Raw genomic sequence first — 19,719 nt, 5'->3', positions numbered from 1 at the left:
TTTTTCGATGGGATATAACTATGGACCATACGGATGCAGCTATGGTTATCCGGCTCCTGCGCCTTGTTATTCAGGGTCCGGTTACGGCTTTGGTTATGGCCTGTTTATTGTCCTTCTGATTTTATTGCTCATTTTCGGGTTTTGGTGGCTGCCGGGATGTGGATTTGGTTATGGAGGGTCAGGTCCGTGCTGCTGATTCAGGCAAAGAAAAAAACTCGGCCATAGGGCCGAGTTTTCCCATTTTACCTATTCATATCTAACGTTGCGTTCCGAGTTGATCAGCGTCATGACCATCTTGATCAACATCGCTTCAATTCATCACGTTTTCCAATGGCATTTTCCGCTGTTCTTATACATACAAACCATGACAATGCTGGCCATGCACCGGCAAATACGTTAGCCGGTATCCTTCTCCTGCCAATAGCAACGCTTCTCTCCTTTTACGTAAAACAAGTTCAACATATTAACCTCCACCTTTCTTTAATTTTTTTATGAACGGAATACCTACCTCATATCTTTTTAGAAAAAAGGACGATGCTTCATCGCTTTATCTAGATGTTCTTCTCGAATCTTGTGGATTCTCTCCTGTTGCAAACATTCCTCGGCAGTCATTTTTTTCATTTTAATCGTGATTGTGAAAAAAAGCATATTCAGTGTCATAATATCACCTCCTTTAAGGGAGCGGCCCAACAAAAAGGCATAAAAAGGCCGCAGAAAGTTACGTCCTCCTGCGGGCTTTTTTAGAGAATATAAAAAGACCGCAGGATAAAACACTTCTCCCTGCGGCCGCTATGTCTGAATGATTAATAAAGCCAAATTGCTTTAGAAATATTCCGCTTGGCACAGGTCGAATGTTATGTGATTGTCATTTGAAACGGACCGGCTGATTGCGACGACTCCATATAGATACAATGTCATTTTCTTCGACCTCCTTTGGAATATTTTTTATTACTTGGTAAGTATATCCACAAATCCGATATTTGTAAACGGCTTTTGCCTATTTATTTGAAAATTTCAATCTTTCTACCCATTTTCATGAGCTATTATTACCTAAAGGAGGTAATTTGTATGTTAAATCTGCCCCTTAATGGGCTGCAACACTAGAAAAATAAAAAAACCTGATTCTTTAAAAGAATCAGGACAGACTGTAGACAAACTCGAGTTTGTCTACAGATTTAATGAGGGTTTGTAAAATCTCGAACGTCGATTTCCTCTTCAGGCACTCGCTTTCCGCGGGCGGTCCGCCCTCGGCGCTTTTGCGCCTGCGGGGTCTCCCCTCGACGCGCTTTTCCTGCAGGAGTAAGGTTTGCTTCTATTGTTGTAAAGTGTCCTGGTCATCCATTTCGGCCAAGATCTTCTTATATTTTTTTGATAATGAGAAAAATACTATGGATATGCCCAGGAACATGATTGTCGCTCCCATATAGACATATGTGTCAATCATCGCTTTGTCGCCAGTGGGAAGGATGGTTCCTATATAGAAGAACGAACCCACACATAACAAAGTGATCGCAAATTGTTTAAAATCGACCATTTTCGAACGCAGCATTGCCGCCGTTTGTTTTTTGCGGTTTTTCATGCCATTCCACCTTCTTTCAAGCTAATAAGATATCGATATCTCATTCTACCATATTTATTCCAAATGACAGGGTGTAAATAATGGCAGTCAGCTATGAATTTCTGGTCCCTAAACGACTATCCTTGCAGCGCTTGTTCCAAGTCTTCCAATAAGTCTTCAACATCTTCCAGACCTACTGAAATGCGAATCAACCCATCAGTTATCCCAAGTTCTGCACGACGCTCAGCCGGAATGGAAGCATGTGTCATCAAAGCCGGAATGGAAATCAAGCTCTCCACTGCCCCCAGACTTTCCGCAAGTGTAAAGTATCTCACTTTGTTCAAAACGGACTCGGCCTTTTCCGCACTGCCGACATCAAATGAAACCATACCGCCGAATCCACGCGATTGTTTTTTGGCAATATCATGATTTGGGTGGTTTTCAAGACCTGGGTAATAGATTTTCGAAACGCCTTCATGCCCGGATAGGAAACGAACGATTTGAGATGTGTTTTTTTCATGTTCTTCCATCCTGATTCCCAGCGTTTTAATGCCTCGCATCAGCAACCATGAATCCTGGGGCCCTAGCACGCCTCCTGTGGAGTTTTGGATGAAATGAAGGTCATTGCCAATCTTTTCATCATTCACCACGACAAGACCCGCTACAACATCGCTGTGTCCCCCCAGATACTTCGTTGCGCTATGAAGCACGATATCGGCTCCAAGTGAAAGCGGATTTTGCCAGTATGGCGTACTGAAGGTATTGTCCACAATGGTGAGGATGCCGTTTTCTTTTGCTATTTTTGATACTTCTTCCAAATCGGTGATTTTCAATAATGGATTCGTCGGAGTTTCAATGAACAGTGCTTTCGTATTGTCCTTTATCTCTTTTTCGATCGAGTGTATGTCACTCGTATTGATGAACGTAGCTTCCACCCCAAAGCGGTTAAGCACTTTAGTGATGACCCGGAAAGAACCTCCATAAACATCATCTGTCATCAATACATGATCACCATGACTGAACAGCATCATAACCGCAGTCATTGCTGCCATTCCTGATCCGAAGGCGAAACCTCTTTTTCCTTCCTCGAGATCCTTGATCAATTCTTCGAGGGCATGGCGGGTCGGGTTGCCTGTACGGGAGTATTCATAGCCCCGATGATTCCCCGGACCATCCTGTTTATAGGTGCTCACTTGATAAATCGGCACCGAAACCGCCCCTGTTTGTTCATCACCAAAAATGCCGCCATGGATCAATTGTGTTTTTTTTCTCATTTTACATTCCTCCCTGATAAATTTTTTTGCTTAAGTATCGTTCACTTGAATCCGGAAATATGACGACGATATTTGCCCCCCGGGAAGCCTTGGCCGCTTCTTTCATGGCCGCTGCAAATGCCGCACCTGAAGAACTGCCGACAAGAAGGCCTTCTTTAATCGCCAATTCCCTTACCATATGGAAAGCGTCACGATCGCTTATCGTATGGATTTGGTCAAAATACGTTTCATCCATATAGGCAGGTAAGAATTCCATCCCGATCCCCTCTGTTTTATGGGGTCCGGCTTTTCCGCCGTTTAAAATCGATCCTTCTGGTTCGACAATGACCGTTTTGACAGCAGCGTTCTTTTCTTTCAAATATCGCGATGTTCCCATGAATGTTCCGCCCGTCCCGGCACCGGCAACAAACACATCCACATCGCCTTCCATCTGTTCCCATATTTCAGGTCCCAGCGTTTTATAATAGGCATCAGGATTTGAAGGGTTGGCGAACTGCTGGGGACAATATGATCCCGGAATTTCAGCCAGCAGCGCCTTAGCCTTGGCGATTGCTCCTGTCATCCCTTCCTCTGTCGGGGTTTGGATCACATTCGCTCCAAGGGCACGCATCAATTCCTGTTTCTCGGTACTGAATTTCTCCGGAACGCAAAATATCACGTCCACCCCACTGTTTATCGCAGCCAACGCCAAGCCAATCCCGGTATTTCCGGCAGTCGGTTCGATGATCGTCCCGCCCTTTTTCACCTTCCCTGTCTGCAGCGCTTTGGCTAACAGTTCTTGACCAAGCCGATCCTTCACACTGCCTCCCGGATTGAAGTATTCCAGTTTGGCAAAGATACGGACTTCATCCGGAAGCGGGAAATGGGTGATTTCCATCATCGGCGTTTCCCCTATCAGCTCATGAATATTTTTAAAGACTTTCATATTCGGACATCCTTTCATAGTTATCCTACCAATTTAATGAGGATTATGCAATAAAGAATGATCAGCAGAAAAGCTTCCGCTGATCACTTACCATTCATTTCATTTTTTCAACCATTTTCAAAATCAGTGCCGCTGAATGAAGAGCCGCAGTTTCCAGGAATTTATCAAAGGAAATATTGGACTCCTTACCTGCGATATCCGAAAGGGAACGAATGATGACAAACGGTGTTTTGAATTGGAAGGCTACCTGTGCAATGGCTGCCGCTTCCATTTCCACCGCGTATAAATCAGAGAATTTCCCTCTGACGAATTCAACCCTGTCAGGATCATTCATGAAAGAATCCCCCGTCACGATCAACCCTTTCGCCACTTGTATATCCTCGATTTCTTTTGCTGCTTCTTCTGCGATTGCAAAAAGCTTTTCATCCGGTGTGAAAGCTGCAGGCAGCTGAGGGACTTGACCGTATTCATATCCAAAAATCGTCACATCGACATCATGGTGCCGCACTTCCGTGGATATGACCACATCCCCTACATTCAGATCTGGATGATAACCGCCGGCAGAGCCAGTATTGATGACCGCATCCGGTTTGAATTTTTCTAACAGGATTGCAGTGGACATTGCCGCATTCACTTTACCGATACCAGATTTAAGTAAAATGACCTCGATACCATTCAGTGTGCCTGTATTGAACTCGGAACCGGCAATGGTCACCTGCTCCAACCCTTCCAATTTATCACGTAAAATCGTAACTTCTTCTTCCATTGCTCCGATTATGGCTACCTTCATTAGTAAAAACCTCTTCCTATAATTTTTCCGCCTCCATGATCCAGACGAATTGATTGCAGCGCTCGAAGTTCACTTTATATCCATTTGCTTCAAGCACTTTTTCCAAAAAAGGAATCGTAGTATAATATTCCGTTTGCAAATCGTTCGCCAAATTATGAAAGCCTGCCTGCCTTGCATCTTGAATCGCCCGTTCATGAGCTTCCTTTGATTGATACATTGTGTCAGCAAACACTATTTTACCACCAGTATTCAGTAACTTTCCATAGTTGGCTATCGCTTTTTCTTTTTCTTCATCGGTTAAATGATGAAACGCGTACGTACTCACAATCGAATCAACCTGTTCCGGCTTCGGAAAATCGATAAAATCACCATCTACAATTTCCGTTTTTCCGCTCAGCTTGCTTACCGCTATTTCCCTCATCGCAGGAGAAGGTTCTATTCCCGATACCTTTAGGCCCTTCTTCAAAAGTCTTTCCGTCAAATTCCCGGTACCCACCCCGAACTCCAGCACATGACCAAAAGCCCGATTGGTGACGCTGTCCAATATGCCATCATAATGTTTAAAAACCTCTTGATACTCAATATCGTGTCCACCAACCGTATCATCATACGATTTCGACCATTCTTCAAATAAATCGATAAATTCTCTGCCCATTTTTAATCACCTTTTATAATAAGATAATAAAACCTATAAGCATAATATGATATAAACAGAGAAACAGTTCTTGTTTTTAGGCAAATTCATTAGGTTCAGATTCGGACAAAATGGTGGTAAACTAACAGTATCTGAATGTTGGAGGGGAACAGTCATGAGTTTTCAACTCGACTTAAACTTATTCGAAGATAAAATAGAATTTTTCGAGGCAGAAAGCATCAAGAATCTTGAAGAAAAAATCCAATCACAAATTGAAATCAATAAAGCGATCATGCTTCAGGTGGAATCCGTGTCACACCAAATGTATGTAAGTGAAGAAGGCAGACGTTTTTATAGTGCAGTCGTCCACTTTAAAGCTAAAAAATGAGCAATATGAAAAACCCCCGAAAAGCGGAATTCCTTTCGGGGGTTTTTCGTTTATACATTTTTTCTGAACATTATCTTTTATCGTTTGTCTTCAGCTCTTCGACTTTTACAGGTTTCCAACCTGATCCGTCCACCCATTCAATATAAACCCGGAAGGTTTTAGGGTTGTCTCCTTCAGAAACCGTACCGATTGCCGTGGTCGGCGAACCGCCGTTTTGCAGCCACCATAGCTTCATGCTGCCTTCATCGATTCCAGCTCCGCTTGCTATCGCTTTACTCATTTCATTCCAATCGACCGAGCCCTTTTCGAAGCTGGTAGTGTGCTCCCCGGATTGCTCCGTTCCTACTGGTTTCCAACTCTCACTTGTATATGTAGACGCAACATTGCCATCGCCGCTGCCTTCCACTTCCACAAGTTCGGCATCTCCTGCTTTTTCTGGATCTGCATCATCTTCAGCCTTCTCTTCTGCATCTTCCTCTGTTGCTTTACTATCTTCTTTTTCGGCATCCTCTTCTGTTGCTTCACTATCACCTACTGCGTCTTCCTTCTCTGAATCCGTTTCTTCCTCTTTGCCAGAAGGTTTGTCCACTACTTTCCCTTTTTCAGTCTCGGCGACTTGCTTTGGTTCAGTCGTGGCTTTTTTTGTTTCGGTGCCATCATCACTTAAGAAAATCGAGACTGCGACAATGACGATTAAAATGGAAACGATGGTGATGGCAATATTATATATTTTATTTACTTTTCTTTTTTGATCTCTCTGATTGAAACGTGAGCCCAAGGTCCATTCCTCCCCTTACCATTTCTTACTGCCTCATTTTAACATGATTTAGCCAGAGATAGAAGGGAAGGGTTTCCTACACTTTTCGTCAATTCTCGCTATTGTCCTGGTCCTTCGAGTACAGGACTTTTACAATATCTGAAAAAAGAGGCGTCATGCTGGAACTGTTTTCCTTCGTTTCAAAACTTACGGTAACAAGAGCATATTTGGGATCTTTATAGGGAAAGTAGCCTGCAAACCATTTATTGAGCTCCCCTTTTTCAATATTGGTCTGAGCTGTCCCGGACTTGCCGGCGACCTCCACAGGCAAATCTCTCAAGGAGGCGCCCGTCCCTTTCTCTTCCGTCACGACCTTCCTAAGAAGATGCTGCATCTTCATCGCTGTATATGGAGACAGTGTCTCGCCGCCAATGCTTTGATTGGGAAAATCGACTACGGTCGTACTATTGTTAAATTCGACCTTGGAAACGGCTTTGACCTGTTCCTTCTTGCCGCCGCGGGCAATCGTTGCCATCATATTCGCGATCGCGAGCGGCGTCGTTTGGACATCTTGCTGGCCAATTGCCGTTTTGGCAACCATTTTGGGATCTTTTTTTAAATCGTCATCATGCCAGACCTTTCCTGTTTGCTCATGATGCAGCTGAGTGACTTCCGTGTGATATACGTCCCCCTGCCAGCCCGTTTCACCAACCAGCCCTAACCTTTTTGCATATTTGTCTAAAAAGTCCGGATCCTTCTCCGCTATTTCCTGTGACAATTCGGCAAACGTCCTATTACAGCTTTGGGCAAAGCTATTTTCAAAATTAAGTACGCCCAGTTCCCTCTGTTTATCCGTTTTGCCGTCTATCGTCAAATTACAGTTAAATGTCCGGGTGGGACTGGCCGCTTCATAATCGATGGCCGCTGCTGCCGTGACCGTTTTAAAGACGGAACCCGGCGTTTTTTGAGTCAGCATCATATTGACGGCCCCTTCCCCATTCGGATCTTTTATATTAAGCGCCGGACGTGATACCATGGCGACGATTTCACTTTTTTCGATATCGATCAGGACGAGACCGCCTTTTTTTATCCCGCGTTCATCGACGAGCTTCTCCGCTTTCTCCTGAATTTCTTTATCGATCGTCGTCATGACCTTCACCGGGTAAAGCGGATTTGCTGGTTCCACATATTTAACATCGACACCGAACATCGGTCCTCCGCTAGCGTCCACGTGAAAAACGAGCTTCGATTCCCCAGCGGAAAGCAAGAACTCATCGAAGGTCCTTTGCAGTCCCGTATTGCCTATTTTCGTTTCAGGAGATAAATTCATGTCCGGATAACGGTTTTTCTTTTCCGCATCAGATATATTCGTCGTTCCGATCAATTGTGCTGCAGGCGTTTGATCATGATATAATTTCTCATTCACGGCAAAGACCCCGGGAATCTTCAATTCATTGATCGCCTTCGACTGGCTGGACGTCAACTCTATCGGTTCATCCCCGCCAAATACGAATGGTTCATCCGCTTCTTCTATCGCCCGTTTTAACTCCGCTTCCGATTTCCCTATTATCGAAGCCACTTCATCTATGGGCCATGTCATTTTTTTTAAAAAGGGAAAAAGGACGAGCGTCGGGATTTCTTCATGTGCCAGAGGTTCTCCATTTCTGTCATAGAACTTTCCGCGTCCATCATCAATCTTTAATATTTGTGAACGCTGATTCACACTTGCTTCCAACAGGTTCACATCATGCTTTGAAAAAGATTCTGTCGATACAAGTTGGATGTAGGCAAGCCTGCCTATGAGCATCAGCATGAAAGTGGTCAAAAAAAGTGCCAGCAACCTCATTCGTTTCTTTTTCATAAAATACACCTCGATAACCATTGTTGACGAGGTGCGAATTTTTAAACAATTATGAACAAATTTAACGCGGCACTTTTCCATAAGGCTCTTTTCGTAAAGATTGTTGTTTTTAAACGAAACTATTTAAGGTTGATTGGAGCGGAAGTGCGAGACTCCTGCGGGAGCAGCGGGACAGGTGAGACCCCACAGGCGTTTACGCCGAGGAGGCTCACCGCCCGCCCCGCGGAAAGCGAGCATCTTGAGGGGAAATCAACCACAACTCACTACTGGTAAATAGCAACAAAGTATGTGAAAACAGCCTTACATAAAAAGAGGATGCCCCGATGGACATCCCCTTTTGCATTTTATTTAGTCGATGGATACAATCTTGACGCTCATTTCGCCGCCAGGTGTCATGATCGATACCTTGTCGCCGACCCTTTTCCCTATCAGGCTTTTCGCGATCGGGGAATCATTGGAGATTTTTCCTTCGAATGGGTCCGCTTCAACGCTTCCTACGATGGAATATGTTTCTTCGTCACCATTTGGAAGTTCCACGAAGGTTACCGATTTTCCAAGCGAAACTGTATCTGTATTCGAATCATTGCCTTCAATGATTTTTGCATTGCGGATCATGTTTTCGATCGTTGTAATACGTCCTTCAACGAAAGCCTGCTCTTCTTTTGCGGAATCGTATTCTGAGTTCTCGGAAAGGTCCCCAAAACTGCGGGCGATTTTGATTCTTTCCACCACTTCTTTACGTTTAACCGTTTTTAACTGTTCCAGTTCCTGTTCAAGCTTTAACTTACCTTCTTTAGTCATTGGATATTCTTTTTCAATTGCCAAAACCCTTCACTCCTTCAAATTCTTTACAGCAAGTATTCGCTGTGACAAGTTTATGTACTATATCGTGCTTAACCCTAAATCGAGTCAAAATATATAATTGCGCGACTTAAAAAGTCGCGCTTCGATACTAAGAAACAATCCGTTCCTTAGTATATAAACCGACTGCGGTGAGCAGCCGGTTCGTTCTGTATCAAGAATAGAGTATTGCGTTTTCCAACATTTGTCCAGTCTTTCCCATTAAATAAATGGGATTTTTAAATAAACGGAGGAAAATGGCACCTATCATTATTTATGCTATGTTATTACAAAAAAGACTTTTGTTCAAGGATTGTTTGAATTTTTGTCACCATAAGGTCAATGGCCACATGGTTCTGACCGCCTTCTGGTATGATAATGTCGGCATAACGCTTCGTCGGTTCTATGAACTGATTATGCATCGGACGGACGACACTGATGTATTGTTCGATGACGGAATCTATGGAACGGCCGCGTTCTTTAATATCACGGGTCATCCGTCGAAGGATCCGCAGGTCTGCGTCCGTATCGACATATAGCTTCATATCCATCAGGTCTCGTAGGCGCTCATCCTCCAGTACAAGAATCCCTTCAAGGATGATGACATCCTGTGGCTCAACTGTGATGACTTCTTCCGAGCGCGTATGGATCGAATAATCATAAACCGGTTTTTCTATCGTTTCATAGCGCAGCAAAGCGTTAATGTGATCGATTAACAAATCATTATCAAATGCAAGCGGATGGTCATAGTTCGTTTTCAGGCGCTCTTCAAAAGGCAGATGACTTTGATCTTTATAATAATAATCTTGTTCGATCATCAAGATGGAATGTCCTTGGAAGAATTCAAAAATGGAACGGGTAACACTTGTTTTACCTGATCCCGACCCTCCGGTAACTCCGATGACCACTGGTTTCTTTCTTGTCATATCAATTCTCCTTCCGCATCATATTGTTCACATAAACTCTATTATCTACTTGAATGCGGACAATTTGAAGCGGATGGCGGGCTGCCTCCAGCTCCTTACCTGACTCATCCCAGATCGTACCGATTTTTTGAGTGAAGTTTTCGATTTCCGGTCCAAAAAACTCCACTTCATCCCCAGGCTTGAAGAAATTACGTTGCTGCATGGTGACGATTTTAGTTTCCTCGTTGTAATCAAGCACCAATCCTGCGAAGTCGAAGCGAGTCTTTACGGTATGATTCCCGAACATTTGCTGTTTATACCCAGGAATTTCCCCTTCCATGAACGATGATGCCGTCTCACGGTTCGCACACTTATCAAGCTCTTCCAGCCATTCTTGTTTAATCTTGAAATTGTCGGGATCGGCACAATACGCATCAATCACTTTACGATACACGCTGACAACCGTTGCAATATAATGAATCGATTTCATTCTTCCTTCGACTTTTAAGCTGTCTATGCCAATTTCAATCATGCCAGGCAGTGATTCAATCAGCTTCAAGTCTTTTGGACTCATCGCGAATGGAGCATCTTCTTTATCGAATAAAGCCTTTTCCCCATCTTGATCCAACTCATATAAATCATAATCCCAACGGCAAGACTGACAGCAGCCGCCGCGGTTCGAATCACGCGCCGTCATATGGTTCGAAAGGGTACAGCGTCCAGAATAGGCAATGCACATGGCCCCATGAACGAAAGCCTCGATTTCGATATCGACCTTTTCCTTCATTTCACGGATTTCATCAGCACTCGTCTCACGTGCCAAAACAACACGCTCCAAGCCTTCCTCTTTCCAATACTGAACAGCCTTCCAGTTCGATAGCGATTGCTGTGTGCTTAAATGGATCTCGACTTTCGGAGCGACCCTTTTACAGGTTTCGATGATTAATGGATCGGCGACGATGATACCATGAACCCCTGCCTCCTGAAGACCTTCCAGGTATTCATCAAGACCATCGATATTTTCATTATGTGCGAAGATATTTGTAGTTACATATACTTTTGCACCATACTTATTAGCGAATTCGACGCCTTCCTTCATTTCCTCAAACGTGAAGTTACCGGCATTGGAACGAAGGCCATATTCCTGACCGCCAATGAACACGGCATCCGCGCCGTAATGGACGGCAATTTTTAATTTTTCCAGGTTGCCGGCCGGAGCCAGCAATTCCGGTTTTTTTACAATGACTCTCTTTCCATCAACGATCTTGGAAATTTTATCAGCAATAGCATTCAAGGCTATTCCTCCTCTTTCTCTTACCCTTTTCTTTAATAAACCGATTCTTTAAAGAAGAACCCAGTATCCAACTCACGGTTATCCGGCTGAACCGCTTTGACTTTTTCAAAAAGTTCCGATTTGATATCATCATAGCGGTCAGGGTCTTCAGCACATACGTCAATAGCTTCCCGATATAACCTTGTCATTTCAATGACATATTCCGGTGTTTGCAGTAATCCTTCGATTTTCAGTGAATCAATTTCCGCTTCAATCAATTCCTGAAGTTCATCAATCATGCACATATCATTCGGACTCATGATATGTGTACCATTTTCATCTTCATAAATCGGGTATTTATTTTCGCGTTCCTTATCATGCAAGAACATATTTCTTTGTTCCTTCCGATTTTCCACTTCCAATGCCTTGCCTTGGTATTCAAAGTAATTACCTAGGAGCGTACGCTTCGATTGGAACATGCATGTCATGCCATGCACTTGCACCTCAATCTCCACTTCGGCATTTTCCTTCATTTCCACGATCTCGTCCAGACTTATCTCACGGGCGGCAACGGCACGGACAGCACCGCGTTTTCCCCAGTAATTACATGTGTACCAGTTCGTTACCGTCATCTCTGTATTCCAGTGCAGGGGCATATCAGGTGCCACGGCACGGACAGCCATCAAGACTGCGGGATCACCGAAAATGATCCGGTCGGCACCAGCCTCTTTAAGGAATGTAACATACCCTTCAAGCTCGTCCACTTTTTCATTATGAAAAATGGCGTTCATGGATACGTACACTTTCTTGCCCGCAGCATGTGCAAGCTCAATCGCCTTCTCTACATCTTCACGATTGAACTCCCCTGCCAGCCTTAGCGCGTAACGTTGCTCGCCAATGACGAAGGCGTCAGCGCCAGCATCGATGAGTTCTGTTATATGATCGACACTTGTCGGAGTCACAAGTAATTCAGGCTTTTTCATTTTTGTCACCTCTATGTTTACTAATGGCCACACCATCACCAATCGGCAAAATTACGGTATCGAAATGGGGATGGTCATGTAACCAGATGTTAAAGTCTCTGATTTTTTTGATAAGAGCTCGCTTTCTTCTCGTCATTTCCATTTCTTCAATGTTTTCGGCAACCAAGCCTTTGAATAAAACATTGTCAGTAATGATGATGCCAGCATCAGCAAGGAATGGTTCAAACAGTTCAAAGAATCGCTTGTACTGCCCTTTAGCTGCATCAACGAAGATGATATCGAACGGGCCATGCTCCATCACTTTCGGTCCCGCTTCAAGGGCATCCCCTTCAATGAGGGTGATCCTTTCCGACAGTCCTGCCTTCTTGAAATTAGCCCTTGCCTGCTCAATGCGGGCTTCATTCCGTTCAAGTGTGACGATTTCTGCTTCCGGAAGGGTCTCAGCCATCCTTATGGCCGAATAGCCAATTGCCGAACCCACTTCCAATATCGCCTTTGGCTGATGAAGCCTTAAAATCTGAAGCAGCACTTCAATTCCTTCGGGCTCCATGATCGGCACATTATTTTCCATCGCAAAATCTTCCAACTCCTTAAGCAAACCCGTACGCTCCGGAATTAAGGAATGAAGATATTGTTCTATTTTTCCGTTCAAAACGTTTCCTCCATTTATAAGGAAAACAAAAGCGCTTGGTCAGTAACATGAAAAAATTGATTGAACAATTTCTTCATAAGGAGCTGAAACAAGTATGCTTGACGATCTACATTTCCTTATCTTTCAAAATAAAACCCGGCATTCGCCGAGTTACGTCACCGATAAGAATCGGATCAAAAATTCACTTGTACTATTCTATCATAAAAACAAGGGGAAAGTAATATCTCTCCCCCCTCGGTGTCCTTGCATTTTTTTATTTATTTATTGGAAATATGCTCTGCCTTTTTGTTATTGTGGTCATTCAAGGTCTTGGAGTAAAGGACTTCCCCTTCAGGTGTTGCCAAAAAGTACAGGTAATCCGTTTTCTCAGGTTTCAATACCGCATCGATCGATGTCGTTCCGGCATTTGCAATCGGCCCTGGCGGCAGTCCCTTGTTCTTATACGTATTATAAGGGGATTTCACCTCAAGGTCTTTATAATACACCCTGCTCTTATGTGAACCCTTCGCATACAAAACGGTCGGATCCGTTTGAAGCGGCATATCTTCCTCAATACGATTGTAAAAGACGGAAGCTATCTTTCCGCGATCGACTTGTGCCGTCGCCTCTTCTTCGACAAGCGAAGCGAAGGTCAGCATCTCGTGTACGGAATAATCGTTCTTGTCCATTTGGCCCTCGTAAGCCTGCAATGTCTCTTCGGTTTTCTTCAGCATCTCGATGACGATCGACTCCAGGGTCGGCTTTTCTTCATAAAAGTCATAAGTAGCTGGGAAAAGGTACCCTTCCAGCGGATATAAAACCTTTTCATTTTCAATTTCCGAGGTCAATAGCTGCGGAAATTGCTCTTGCATGGAATTAACGAACTTCTTATCATTCAATTTCTTGAAGACCTTTTTCGGATCTTCACCCGTCTTCCCCGCGATGATATCGGCAATTTGGATTAGCTGCTTCCCTTCAGGAATCGTTATCTTCATTGCCGCTTCCTTCATGAGTTTTCCGGTTTTGATGCTTGTGACAATATCTTCAATCGGCATGGAAGGTGATAATTTATACTCCCCTGCCTGAAAACCGGATTCATTGCGGAATTTAATATAATATTTGAATACGCGTGCGTCCTTGATTATTCCCTGCTCTTCAAGCAGAGTTGAAATTCCGTTAACGGATGAACCGATCGGGATTTTCACTTTCTTGATGGTGTCATCATCCGGATCGACTGGTTTCATGGCTGAGTTGATATATAAAAAGCCCACAAGACCAACTATCCCAATTAGTAAAATAAGCGAAGCGATCGTAATCATGATGATTTTACGAACCAGCTTGGCTTCTCCTTGCTGTTCTAACAATTTCATTCGGATATGTTCCTTTTTAGATAGATTTTTATCTTTTTCATCCATGTTCATTCCCCCTGCAAACTCACACCAACTACAGAATGGTTTCTAGATGATGCTTTCTCTAATTAATCTTTGCTTCGAACATTATACTAAAATCAACAAATAATTACATGTTTTTTGCAAAACTACATTCATCAATACTCTATTTATGGCAAAAATGCACTTGTTTTGTCAATATACAGGTATTATTTAATAGGAAAATAGTGATATCCTTGTCTAAAGTTTTTTTGAGGGCATATTGATTTCCGCTCCAGTTCAGGCACTCACTTTGATGCGGTTTTCCCGCAGAGACCCGCTACCTTACTCCCCAATCAACTATTTATTAACTTAGAAACCATACTCGAGGAGTTGATGGTGCTGCTTGGGTCAGTTGGTTCGGGAACATCATTTGATGAAAGATATGTTTCCGAACTCCTTTTGCCCACAGTCTTTTTATGGCTTGTACAATCTAGACGTTGATTTACGCTCCAGGGACTCGCTTTCCGCGGGCGGTCCGCCCTCGGCGCTTTTGCGCCTGTGGGGTCTCCCTTGGACACGTATTCCCGCAGAAGTCTCGCACCTTCCGTTCCAATCAACTTTGTTTAAAAAAATTCAGTTTGTAACCCTTTTTTCTAAAAAAGTGGCTTGGAATGTCACAGCCGAACAATGAAATGTTATTTGGTGGTGGACTTACTTTCCACTTCAGGTTCTCGCTTTCCGCGGACTGTCTCGGGGACCAATCAACTTTAATTATTTATTCAGCTTAAAAATTTGTTCCCTGCATGTATTAGGCATTTCAAGAAATAGCAGGAATATTCATATAGGAATGCCATAATGATTTGAGGAAAAGGAAAGGTGTGAAGGAGTTGGATCAATCTTATTTTGTAGGTTGGGGGACATTGGCACTCATAAACGCCGGACTTGCTCAAGGAAAAAATAGAACGGCGCTGAACTGGTTCTTGCTATCATTATTTTTGGGCCCGTTCGCTACTTTTATGCTTTTATTCACAAAGAAAAGATAAGGGGTAACTGGTACAAAAATGAAAAAACGATCTATATGCCTACAATTTTATACAGGTTTTTACAATTCGTTGCTTTCCACTCCAGGCACTCGCTTTCCGCGGGCGGTCTCGGGAGCCTCCTCGGCTTTCGCCTGCGGGGTCTCGACACGCTTTTCCCGCAGGAGTCTCGCACCTTCCGTTCCAATAAAATTTTATAAAAAATTCAGATTGTAACCCTTTTGGCTCGGAATGTCACAAGCCGACCATAAAATGTTATTGGTGTTGGACTTAAATTTCCACTCCTGGTACTCGCTTTCCGCGGGCGGTCCGCCCTCGGCTTTCGTCTGCGCGGTCTCCTTAGACACGCTTTTCCCGCAAGAGTCTCGCACACCCGCTCCCATCAATTTTGTTATTAAATTTTAGATGAAGTCCCTTTTTAAAAAAGGCTATTTTCATACTTTGTTGCTATTTACGAAGTAGTGCAGTGTGGTTGATTTCCCCTCCAGGTGCTCGTTTTCCGCGGGGCGGGCGGTGAGCCTCCACGGCGTAAACGCCTGTGGGGTCTCACCTGTCCCGCTGCTCCCGCAGGAGTCTCGCACTTCCGCTCCAATCAACCTAAAATAGTTTCGTTTTAAAAACAACAATCTTTTCGAAAAGAGCCAAAAAAAAAACCGACCTTTAGGGGCCGGTTTTTTTCTTTTATTCTTCTTCAGCTTCTTCTTGGTCAAGGAATGTATTTAACATTTCTTCGACAAGATCCCACTCTTCTTCTGTTTCGATCGGTGTAAGTTCACCATCTTTATTATCTTCGCTCGGTACGAATGATGAAGCGTGGATTTCAATTTCTTCCTCTTCATCTTCTGCAGACATCGGATAGTAAAGTACATAAGATTTGTTGAATTTATCTGAGTCGAATGTGAAAAGGATTTCGCAAAGCTGCTCGTTTCCGTTTTCATCTACTACTGTAATGTTGTTTTCGCCGTGTTCCATTTGTATTCACCTCATATTGAATTTGTTTGTCTGTCCAAGAATCCTTGCAGAATCATGACAGCTGCCATTTTATCAATGACTTTCTTGCGTTTGCTTCGGCTCACGTCCGCCTCAAGAAGGACACGTTCAGCCGCCATAGTTGTCAACCGTTCATCCCAGAGAAACACCGGCAGCTTGAATTTGTTTTCTAATCGTTTAGCGAAATCTTGGCTGATCTCGCCTCGCGGTCCAACAGTCCCATTCATGTTCTTAGGTAAACCGAGGACAATTTTAGAAACATCATGCTCTTTTATTATTTCATTGAGGCGTTTAAAGCCGAAGTCATTTCCAGCTTCGTTAATTTTGATCGTTTCCAATCCTTGTGCAGTCCAGCCCATCGCGTCGCTCAAGGCAACGCCGATGGTTTTTGAACCTAAATCAAGTCCCATTGTGCGCATTAGTATTCCTCTCGATGGTTCTTAAGATACGACTTAACCAATTCTTCGATGATTTCATCGCGTTCAAGCTTACGAATAATGTTTCGAGCATCCATATGGCGCGGGATGTAGGCCGGGTCACCAGATAATAGATAACCGACAATCTGGTTTATCGGGTTATAACCTTTTTCCTGAAGTGCAACATACACTTGAGACAATACTTCTTGTACATCTCTTTCGAATGGTTCTTCGGGAAAATTAAATTTCATCGTTTTATCAAAGGAACTCATTAACATGCACCTCTCCTCAGCGTCCAAATCCACTATTACCTACATTGTACAACACTTTCCATTGATTATGAAATCGATAAGACCCATTCTTCAACAAAATTAAGTGCTGCATCCAATTTTTCAGGGTCTTTTCCGCCGGCTTGGGCCATATCTGGACGTCCGCCACCGCCACCGCCGCAACGGGAAGCAACTTCTTTCACCAATTTACCAGCATGGAAACCGCGGTCGATGTAATCCTTGGTCACCCCGGCAATCAAATTGACTTTATCGCCTTGGGCCGAACCTAATACGATAATGACAGAATCGAGCTTTTGTTTCAAATCATCCGCCATGGCACGCAGATTATTCATGTCGGTAGCTTGAACCTTCGCCACCAATACTTGAACACCATTTACTTCTTTTACGTTAGAAACAAGGCTGCTTGCTTCAATATTACTTAATTTTGCAGTAAGGCTTTCATTCTCGCGATGAAGATCCTTCACTTCAGCCAGTACCGTTTCAATTCTTGAAGGTACGTCTTTCAAGTTCGTTTTCAATTTAGCAGCCGCGTCCTTCAAGACACCGATTTGATCGGTCATCAATTTGTACGCCCCGGCACCCGTTACCGCTTCTATACGGCGAGTTCCTGCACCGATGCCGCTTTCGGAAACGATTTTGAACAAGCCAATCACCGCTGTATTCGGAACGTGGACACCGCCGCAAAGTTCCAAGCTGTAATTGCCTATTTGAACGACACGTACAATCTTGCCGTATTTTTCGCCGAACAAGGCCATTGCGCCCATAGCCTTGGCTTCTTCGATGTTTTTATAATCCGTATTCACTTGTAAGCTTTGCCAAATCTTTTCATTTACAATCGTTTCGATTTGTTCAATCTCATCCGCCGTTATCTGGCCGAAATGAGAGAAATCGAAGCGAAGGCGCTCAGCCTGTACGAGTGAACCCGCTTGGTTGACATGTGTACCAAGCACATCTTTCAACGCCTGATGCAAAAGGTGCGTCGCTGTATGGTTTTTCGTGATATGGATGCGATTTTCTTGATTTACCGCAGCAACGATATGGGAATCTGCTGTTAATGTTCCGGCAGTAACTGCTACACGGTGCAGATTTTGGCCATTAGGAGCTTTTTGGACATCAAGTACATCAACCTTCACCGATTCACTGGCCATCGTTCCTATATCGGCTATTTGTCCGCCGCTTTCCGCGTAGAAAGGAGTCCTGTCCAATATCACTTGAACTTCTTCTCCTTCTTGTGCCTCCGTTACAAGCTCGCCATTTTGTATGATGGCAGCAACTTTGGCTTCGACAGCAACTTGATCATATCCGACAAATTTACTTTCAACTTTAATATCGCCCAATACCCCGCCTTGGATTTGCATGGAATCAACATCTTGACGCGCTGAACGGGCACGTTCACGCTGTGCATCCATCTCTTTTTCAAATCCAGCTTGATCGACCGCCATGCCTTCTTCTGCTGCATACTCTTCCGTTAACTCAATCGGGAAACCATATGTGTCATATAAACGGAATGCATCGCTGCCCGGAATGGTCGTATTACCTTTTTCCTTTTCCTTTTTAATGACCTCAGAAAGGATGGACAGTCCATCATTCAGGGTTTCATGGAAGCGTTCCTCTTCATTTTTGATTACTTTTGCAATGAATTCTTTATTCTTGAGGACTTCAGGATAGAAGTCTTTCATGATTTCACCGACGACCGTCACAAGCTCGAACATGAATGGTCGGTTGATGTTGATTTGCTTAGCATATCGAACCGCTCTGCGAAGTAAACGGCGCAATACATAACCGCGGCCTTCGTTGGATGGAAGAGCCCCGTCACCTACTGCAAAGGCTACCGTACGAATATGGTCGGCAATGACTTTGAATGCAACATCTTTTTCTGAATCAACACCATATTTCACATCGGATATCTCTTCGACTGCGCGGATGATTGGCATGAATAAATCTGTATCATAGTTCGTCGCCACATCTTGAACGACGGAAGCCATACGTTCAAGGCCCATCCCTGTATCGATATTTTTCTTTGGAAGCGGTGTGTAAGAACCGTCCGGATTATGGTTGAATTGAGAAAATACAAGATTCCACACTTCCAGATGACGTTCATTTTCCCCGCCTGGATATAGTTCCGGATCATTCGGATCATCGCCATATGCTGGTCCGCGGTCATAGAAAATCTCCGTATTCGGACCGCTTGGGCCTTCCCCGATATCCCAGAAGTTTTCTTCCAGGCGAATGATCCTTTCAGCAGGAACACCGATTTTCTTATTCCAAAGTTCGAATGCTTCATCATCTTCAGGATGGATCGTCACAGCCAATTTATCTTTGTCGAACCCAATCCATTTTTCATCGGTCAAAAATTCCCATGCCCATGTAATGGCTTCTTCTTTGAAATATTCACCAATGGAGAAGTTTCCGAGCATTTCGAAAAACGTATGATGACGTGCCGTTTTCCCCACGTTTTCGATATCGTTTGTACGGATCGCCTTTTGAGCATTCGTAATCCTTGGATTTTCAGGAATCACCCGTCCATCAAAATATTTCTTTAACGTCGCCACCCCGGAATTGATCCAAAGCAATGATGGATCTTCATGAGGAACCAATGACGCACTTGGTTCGATGTTATGTCCTTTTTCACTAAAAAAGTCTAAATACATTTGGCGGATTTGAGCACCAGTTAAATACTTCATATATATATCCTCCTTTTAAAAATTATGTAATTTTGAGCACACAAAAAACCCCCATCCCAAAAACAGGGACGAGAGTTGACTCGCGGTACCACCCTGATTATGGACGCAGG

General features: G+C 43.7%; 20 protein-coding genes. 2 read left to right on the top strand and 18 right to left on the bottom strand.

Translation table 11 applies throughout. The features are described 5' to 3' along the window. The first annotated feature begins 7 nt into the window (after positions 1-7). Positions 8-196 (top strand): hypothetical protein, encoded by a 189-nt coding sequence (locus A6755_RS10050; RefSeq protein ID WP_057278866.1) that lies wholly within the window; start codon positions 8-10, stop codon positions 194-196. Between the two features lie 323 nt (positions 197-519). On the opposite strand, the gene A6755_RS25975 is transcribed toward A6755_RS10050, so the two are convergent. The 6 genes from A6755_RS25975 to A6755_RS10025 form a co-directional block, all read right to left on the bottom strand. Next, complete coding sequence (locus A6755_RS25975; protein ID WP_072273247.1) at positions 520-660, bottom strand: YrzI family small protein; 141 nt, start codon at positions 658-660, stop codon at positions 520-522. 652 nt (positions 661-1,312) lie between these two features. Continuing rightward, positions 1,313-1,579: a YrhC family protein gene (locus tag A6755_RS10045; RefSeq protein ID WP_034308601.1), complete on the bottom strand. Its 267-nt coding sequence runs from the start codon at positions 1,577-1,579 to the stop codon at positions 1,313-1,315. Between the two features lie 116 nt (positions 1,580-1,695). Further along, positions 1,696-2,832, bottom strand: a complete 1,137-nt coding sequence (locus A6755_RS10040) for a bifunctional cystathionine gamma-lyase/homocysteine desulfhydrase (protein ID WP_034308604.1) — start codon at positions 2,830-2,832, stop codon at positions 1,696-1,698. Between the two features lies 1 nt (position 2,833). Then, on the bottom strand, positions 2,834-3,757 hold the full coding sequence (locus A6755_RS10035) for a PLP-dependent cysteine synthase family protein (protein WP_063590580.1): 924 nt from the start codon (positions 3,755-3,757) through the stop codon (positions 2,834-2,836). Positions 3,758-3,851: 94 nt separating this feature from the next. Next, positions 3,852-4,547, bottom strand: a complete 696-nt coding sequence (mtnN, locus tag A6755_RS10030; RefSeq protein WP_034308609.1) for a 5'-methylthioadenosine/S-adenosylhomocysteine nucleosidase — start codon at positions 4,545-4,547, stop codon at positions 3,852-3,854. Between the two features lie 16 nt (positions 4,548-4,563). Next, complete coding sequence (locus tag A6755_RS10025) at positions 4,564-5,202, bottom strand: class I SAM-dependent DNA methyltransferase (RefSeq protein WP_034308611.1); 639 nt, start codon at positions 5,200-5,202, stop codon at positions 4,564-4,566. Positions 5,203-5,356: 154 nt separating this feature from the next. Between A6755_RS10025 and A6755_RS10020 the strand changes: the two genes are divergently transcribed. Further along, positions 5,357-5,569, top strand: a complete 213-nt coding sequence (locus A6755_RS10020; RefSeq protein ID WP_048682770.1) for a DUF2536 family protein — start codon at positions 5,357-5,359, stop codon at positions 5,567-5,569. A gap of 70 nt (positions 5,570-5,639) precedes the next feature. On the opposite strand, the gene A6755_RS10015 is transcribed toward A6755_RS10020, so the two are convergent. The 12 genes from A6755_RS10015 to alaS all read right to left on the bottom strand — a co-directional run bounded on the left by A6755_RS10015 (position 5,640) and on the right by alaS (position 19,609). Beyond that, complete coding sequence (locus A6755_RS10015; RefSeq protein WP_063590579.1) at positions 5,640-6,347, bottom strand: YrrS family protein; 708 nt, start codon at positions 6,345-6,347, stop codon at positions 5,640-5,642. Between the two features lie 88 nt (positions 6,348-6,435). Then, entirely contained in the window at positions 6,436-8,187 is a 1,752-nt protein-coding gene (locus A6755_RS10010; protein WP_063590578.1) for a peptidoglycan D,D-transpeptidase FtsI family protein, read from the bottom strand. Positions 8,188-8,535: 348 nt separating this feature from the next. Next, positions 8,536-9,012 (bottom strand): transcription elongation factor GreA, encoded by a 477-nt coding sequence (gene greA, locus A6755_RS10005; protein ID WP_034308617.1) that lies wholly within the window; start codon positions 9,010-9,012, stop codon positions 8,536-8,538. Between the two features lie 302 nt (positions 9,013-9,314). Further along, the gene (gene udk, locus A6755_RS10000) at positions 9,315-9,953 is read right to left on the bottom strand and encodes a uridine kinase (protein WP_034308619.1); all 639 of its coding nucleotides are present in this window, start codon (positions 9,951-9,953) and stop codon (positions 9,315-9,317) included. 1 nt (position 9,954) lies between these two features. Further along, positions 9,955-11,226: a peptidase U32 family protein gene (locus tag A6755_RS09995; protein WP_034308621.1), complete on the bottom strand. Its 1,272-nt coding sequence runs from the start codon at positions 11,224-11,226 to the stop codon at positions 9,955-9,957. A gap of 32 nt (positions 11,227-11,258) precedes the next feature. Next, positions 11,259-12,188 carry a peptidase U32 family protein gene (locus tag A6755_RS09990; protein ID WP_053535758.1) on the bottom strand — a complete coding sequence of 310 codons (930 nt, stop codon included), beginning with the start codon at positions 12,186-12,188 and terminating at the stop codon, positions 11,259-11,261. Then, positions 12,175-12,840, bottom strand: a complete 666-nt coding sequence (locus A6755_RS09985) for an O-methyltransferase (RefSeq protein ID WP_034308624.1) — start codon at positions 12,838-12,840, stop codon at positions 12,175-12,177. The genes A6755_RS09990 and A6755_RS09985 overlap by 14 nt, the downstream gene beginning before the upstream one ends. Positions 12,841-13,097: 257 nt before the next feature. Next, a complete protein-coding gene (mltG, locus tag A6755_RS09980) occupies positions 13,098-14,234 on the bottom strand; it encodes an endolytic transglycosylase MltG (protein WP_377307281.1) in 1,137 nt (378 codons plus the stop codon). 1,676 nt (positions 14,235-15,910) lie between these two features. Then, positions 15,911-16,201, bottom strand: coding sequence for a DUF1292 domain-containing protein (locus A6755_RS09965; RefSeq protein ID WP_034308630.1), 291 nt, complete (start codon positions 16,199-16,201; stop codon positions 15,911-15,913). Between the two features lie 11 nt (positions 16,202-16,212). Further along, entirely contained in the window at positions 16,213-16,638 is a 426-nt protein-coding gene (gene ruvX, locus A6755_RS09960; RefSeq protein ID WP_034308633.1) for a Holliday junction resolvase RuvX, read from the bottom strand. Continuing rightward, the gene (locus A6755_RS09955) at positions 16,638-16,907 is read right to left on the bottom strand and encodes an IreB family regulatory phosphoprotein (protein WP_034311358.1); all 270 of its coding nucleotides are present in this window, start codon (positions 16,905-16,907) and stop codon (positions 16,638-16,640) included. The genes ruvX and A6755_RS09955 overlap by 1 nt, the downstream gene beginning before the upstream one ends. A 65-nt stretch (positions 16,908-16,972) precedes the next feature. Beyond that, the gene (gene alaS / locus A6755_RS09950; RefSeq protein ID WP_063590575.1) at positions 16,973-19,609 is read right to left on the bottom strand and encodes an alanine--tRNA ligase; all 2,637 of its coding nucleotides are present in this window, start codon (positions 19,607-19,609) and stop codon (positions 16,973-16,975) included. Positions 19,610-19,719 lie beyond the last annotated feature (110 nt).

Origin of the sequence: Peribacillus frigoritolerans (assembly GCF_001636405.1) — a bacterium.
Classification (GTDB): Bacteria; Bacillota; Bacilli; order Bacillales; family DSM-1321; genus Peribacillus; species Peribacillus frigoritolerans.
The sequence above is the reverse complement of the archived record's forward strand: the minus strand, read 5'-3'. Positions and strand labels throughout refer to the sequence as shown.

Coding starts and splice junctions, on each gene's coding strand:
- A6755_RS10050 (WP_057278866.1), top strand. CDS start 8: ATGGGATATAACTATGGACCATACGGATGCAGCTATGGTTATCCGGCT.
- A6755_RS25975 (WP_072273247.1), bottom strand. CDS start 660: ATGACACTGAATATGCTTTTTTTCACAATCACGATTAAAATGAAAAAA.
- A6755_RS10045 (WP_034308601.1), bottom strand. CDS start 1,579: ATGAAAAACCGCAAAAAACAAACGGCGGCAATGCTGCGTTCGAAAATG.
- A6755_RS10040 (WP_034308604.1), bottom strand. CDS start 2,832: ATGAGAAAAAAAACACAATTGATCCATGGCGGCATTTTTGGTGATGAA.
- A6755_RS10035 (WP_063590580.1), bottom strand. CDS start 3,757: ATGAAAGTCTTTAAAAATATTCATGAGCTGATAGGGGAAACGCCGATG.
- mtnN (WP_034308609.1), bottom strand. CDS start 4,547: ATGAAGGTAGCCATAATCGGAGCAATGGAAGAAGAAGTTACGATTTTA.
- A6755_RS10025 (WP_034308611.1), bottom strand. CDS start 5,202: ATGGGCAGAGAATTTATCGATTTATTTGAAGAATGGTCGAAATCGTAT.
- A6755_RS10020 (WP_048682770.1), top strand. CDS start 5,357: ATGAGTTTTCAACTCGACTTAAACTTATTCGAAGATAAAATAGAATTT.
- A6755_RS10010 (WP_063590578.1), bottom strand. CDS start 8,187: ATGAAAAAGAAACGAATGAGGTTGCTGGCACTTTTTTTGACCACTTTC.
- udk (WP_034308619.1), bottom strand. CDS start 9,953: ATGACAAGAAAGAAACCAGTGGTCATCGGAGTTACCGGAGGGTCGGGA.
- A6755_RS09990 (WP_053535758.1), bottom strand. CDS start 12,188: ATGAAAAAGCCTGAATTACTTGTGACTCCGACAAGTGTCGATCATATA.
- mltG (WP_377307281.1), bottom strand. CDS start 14,234: ATGGATGAAAAAGATAAAAATCTATCTAAAAAGGAACATATCCGAATG.
- A6755_RS09965 (WP_034308630.1), bottom strand. CDS start 16,201: ATGGAACACGGCGAAAACAACATTACAGTAGTAGATGAAAACGGAAAC.
- ruvX (WP_034308633.1), bottom strand. CDS start 16,638: ATGCGCACAATGGGACTTGATTTAGGTTCAAAAACCATCGGCGTTGCC.
- A6755_RS09955 (WP_034311358.1), bottom strand. CDS start 16,907: ATGAGTTCCTTTGATAAAACGATGAAATTTAATTTTCCCGAAGAACCA.
- alaS (WP_063590575.1), bottom strand. CDS start 19,609: ATGAAGTATTTAACTGGTGCTCAAATCCGCCAAATGTATTTAGACTTT.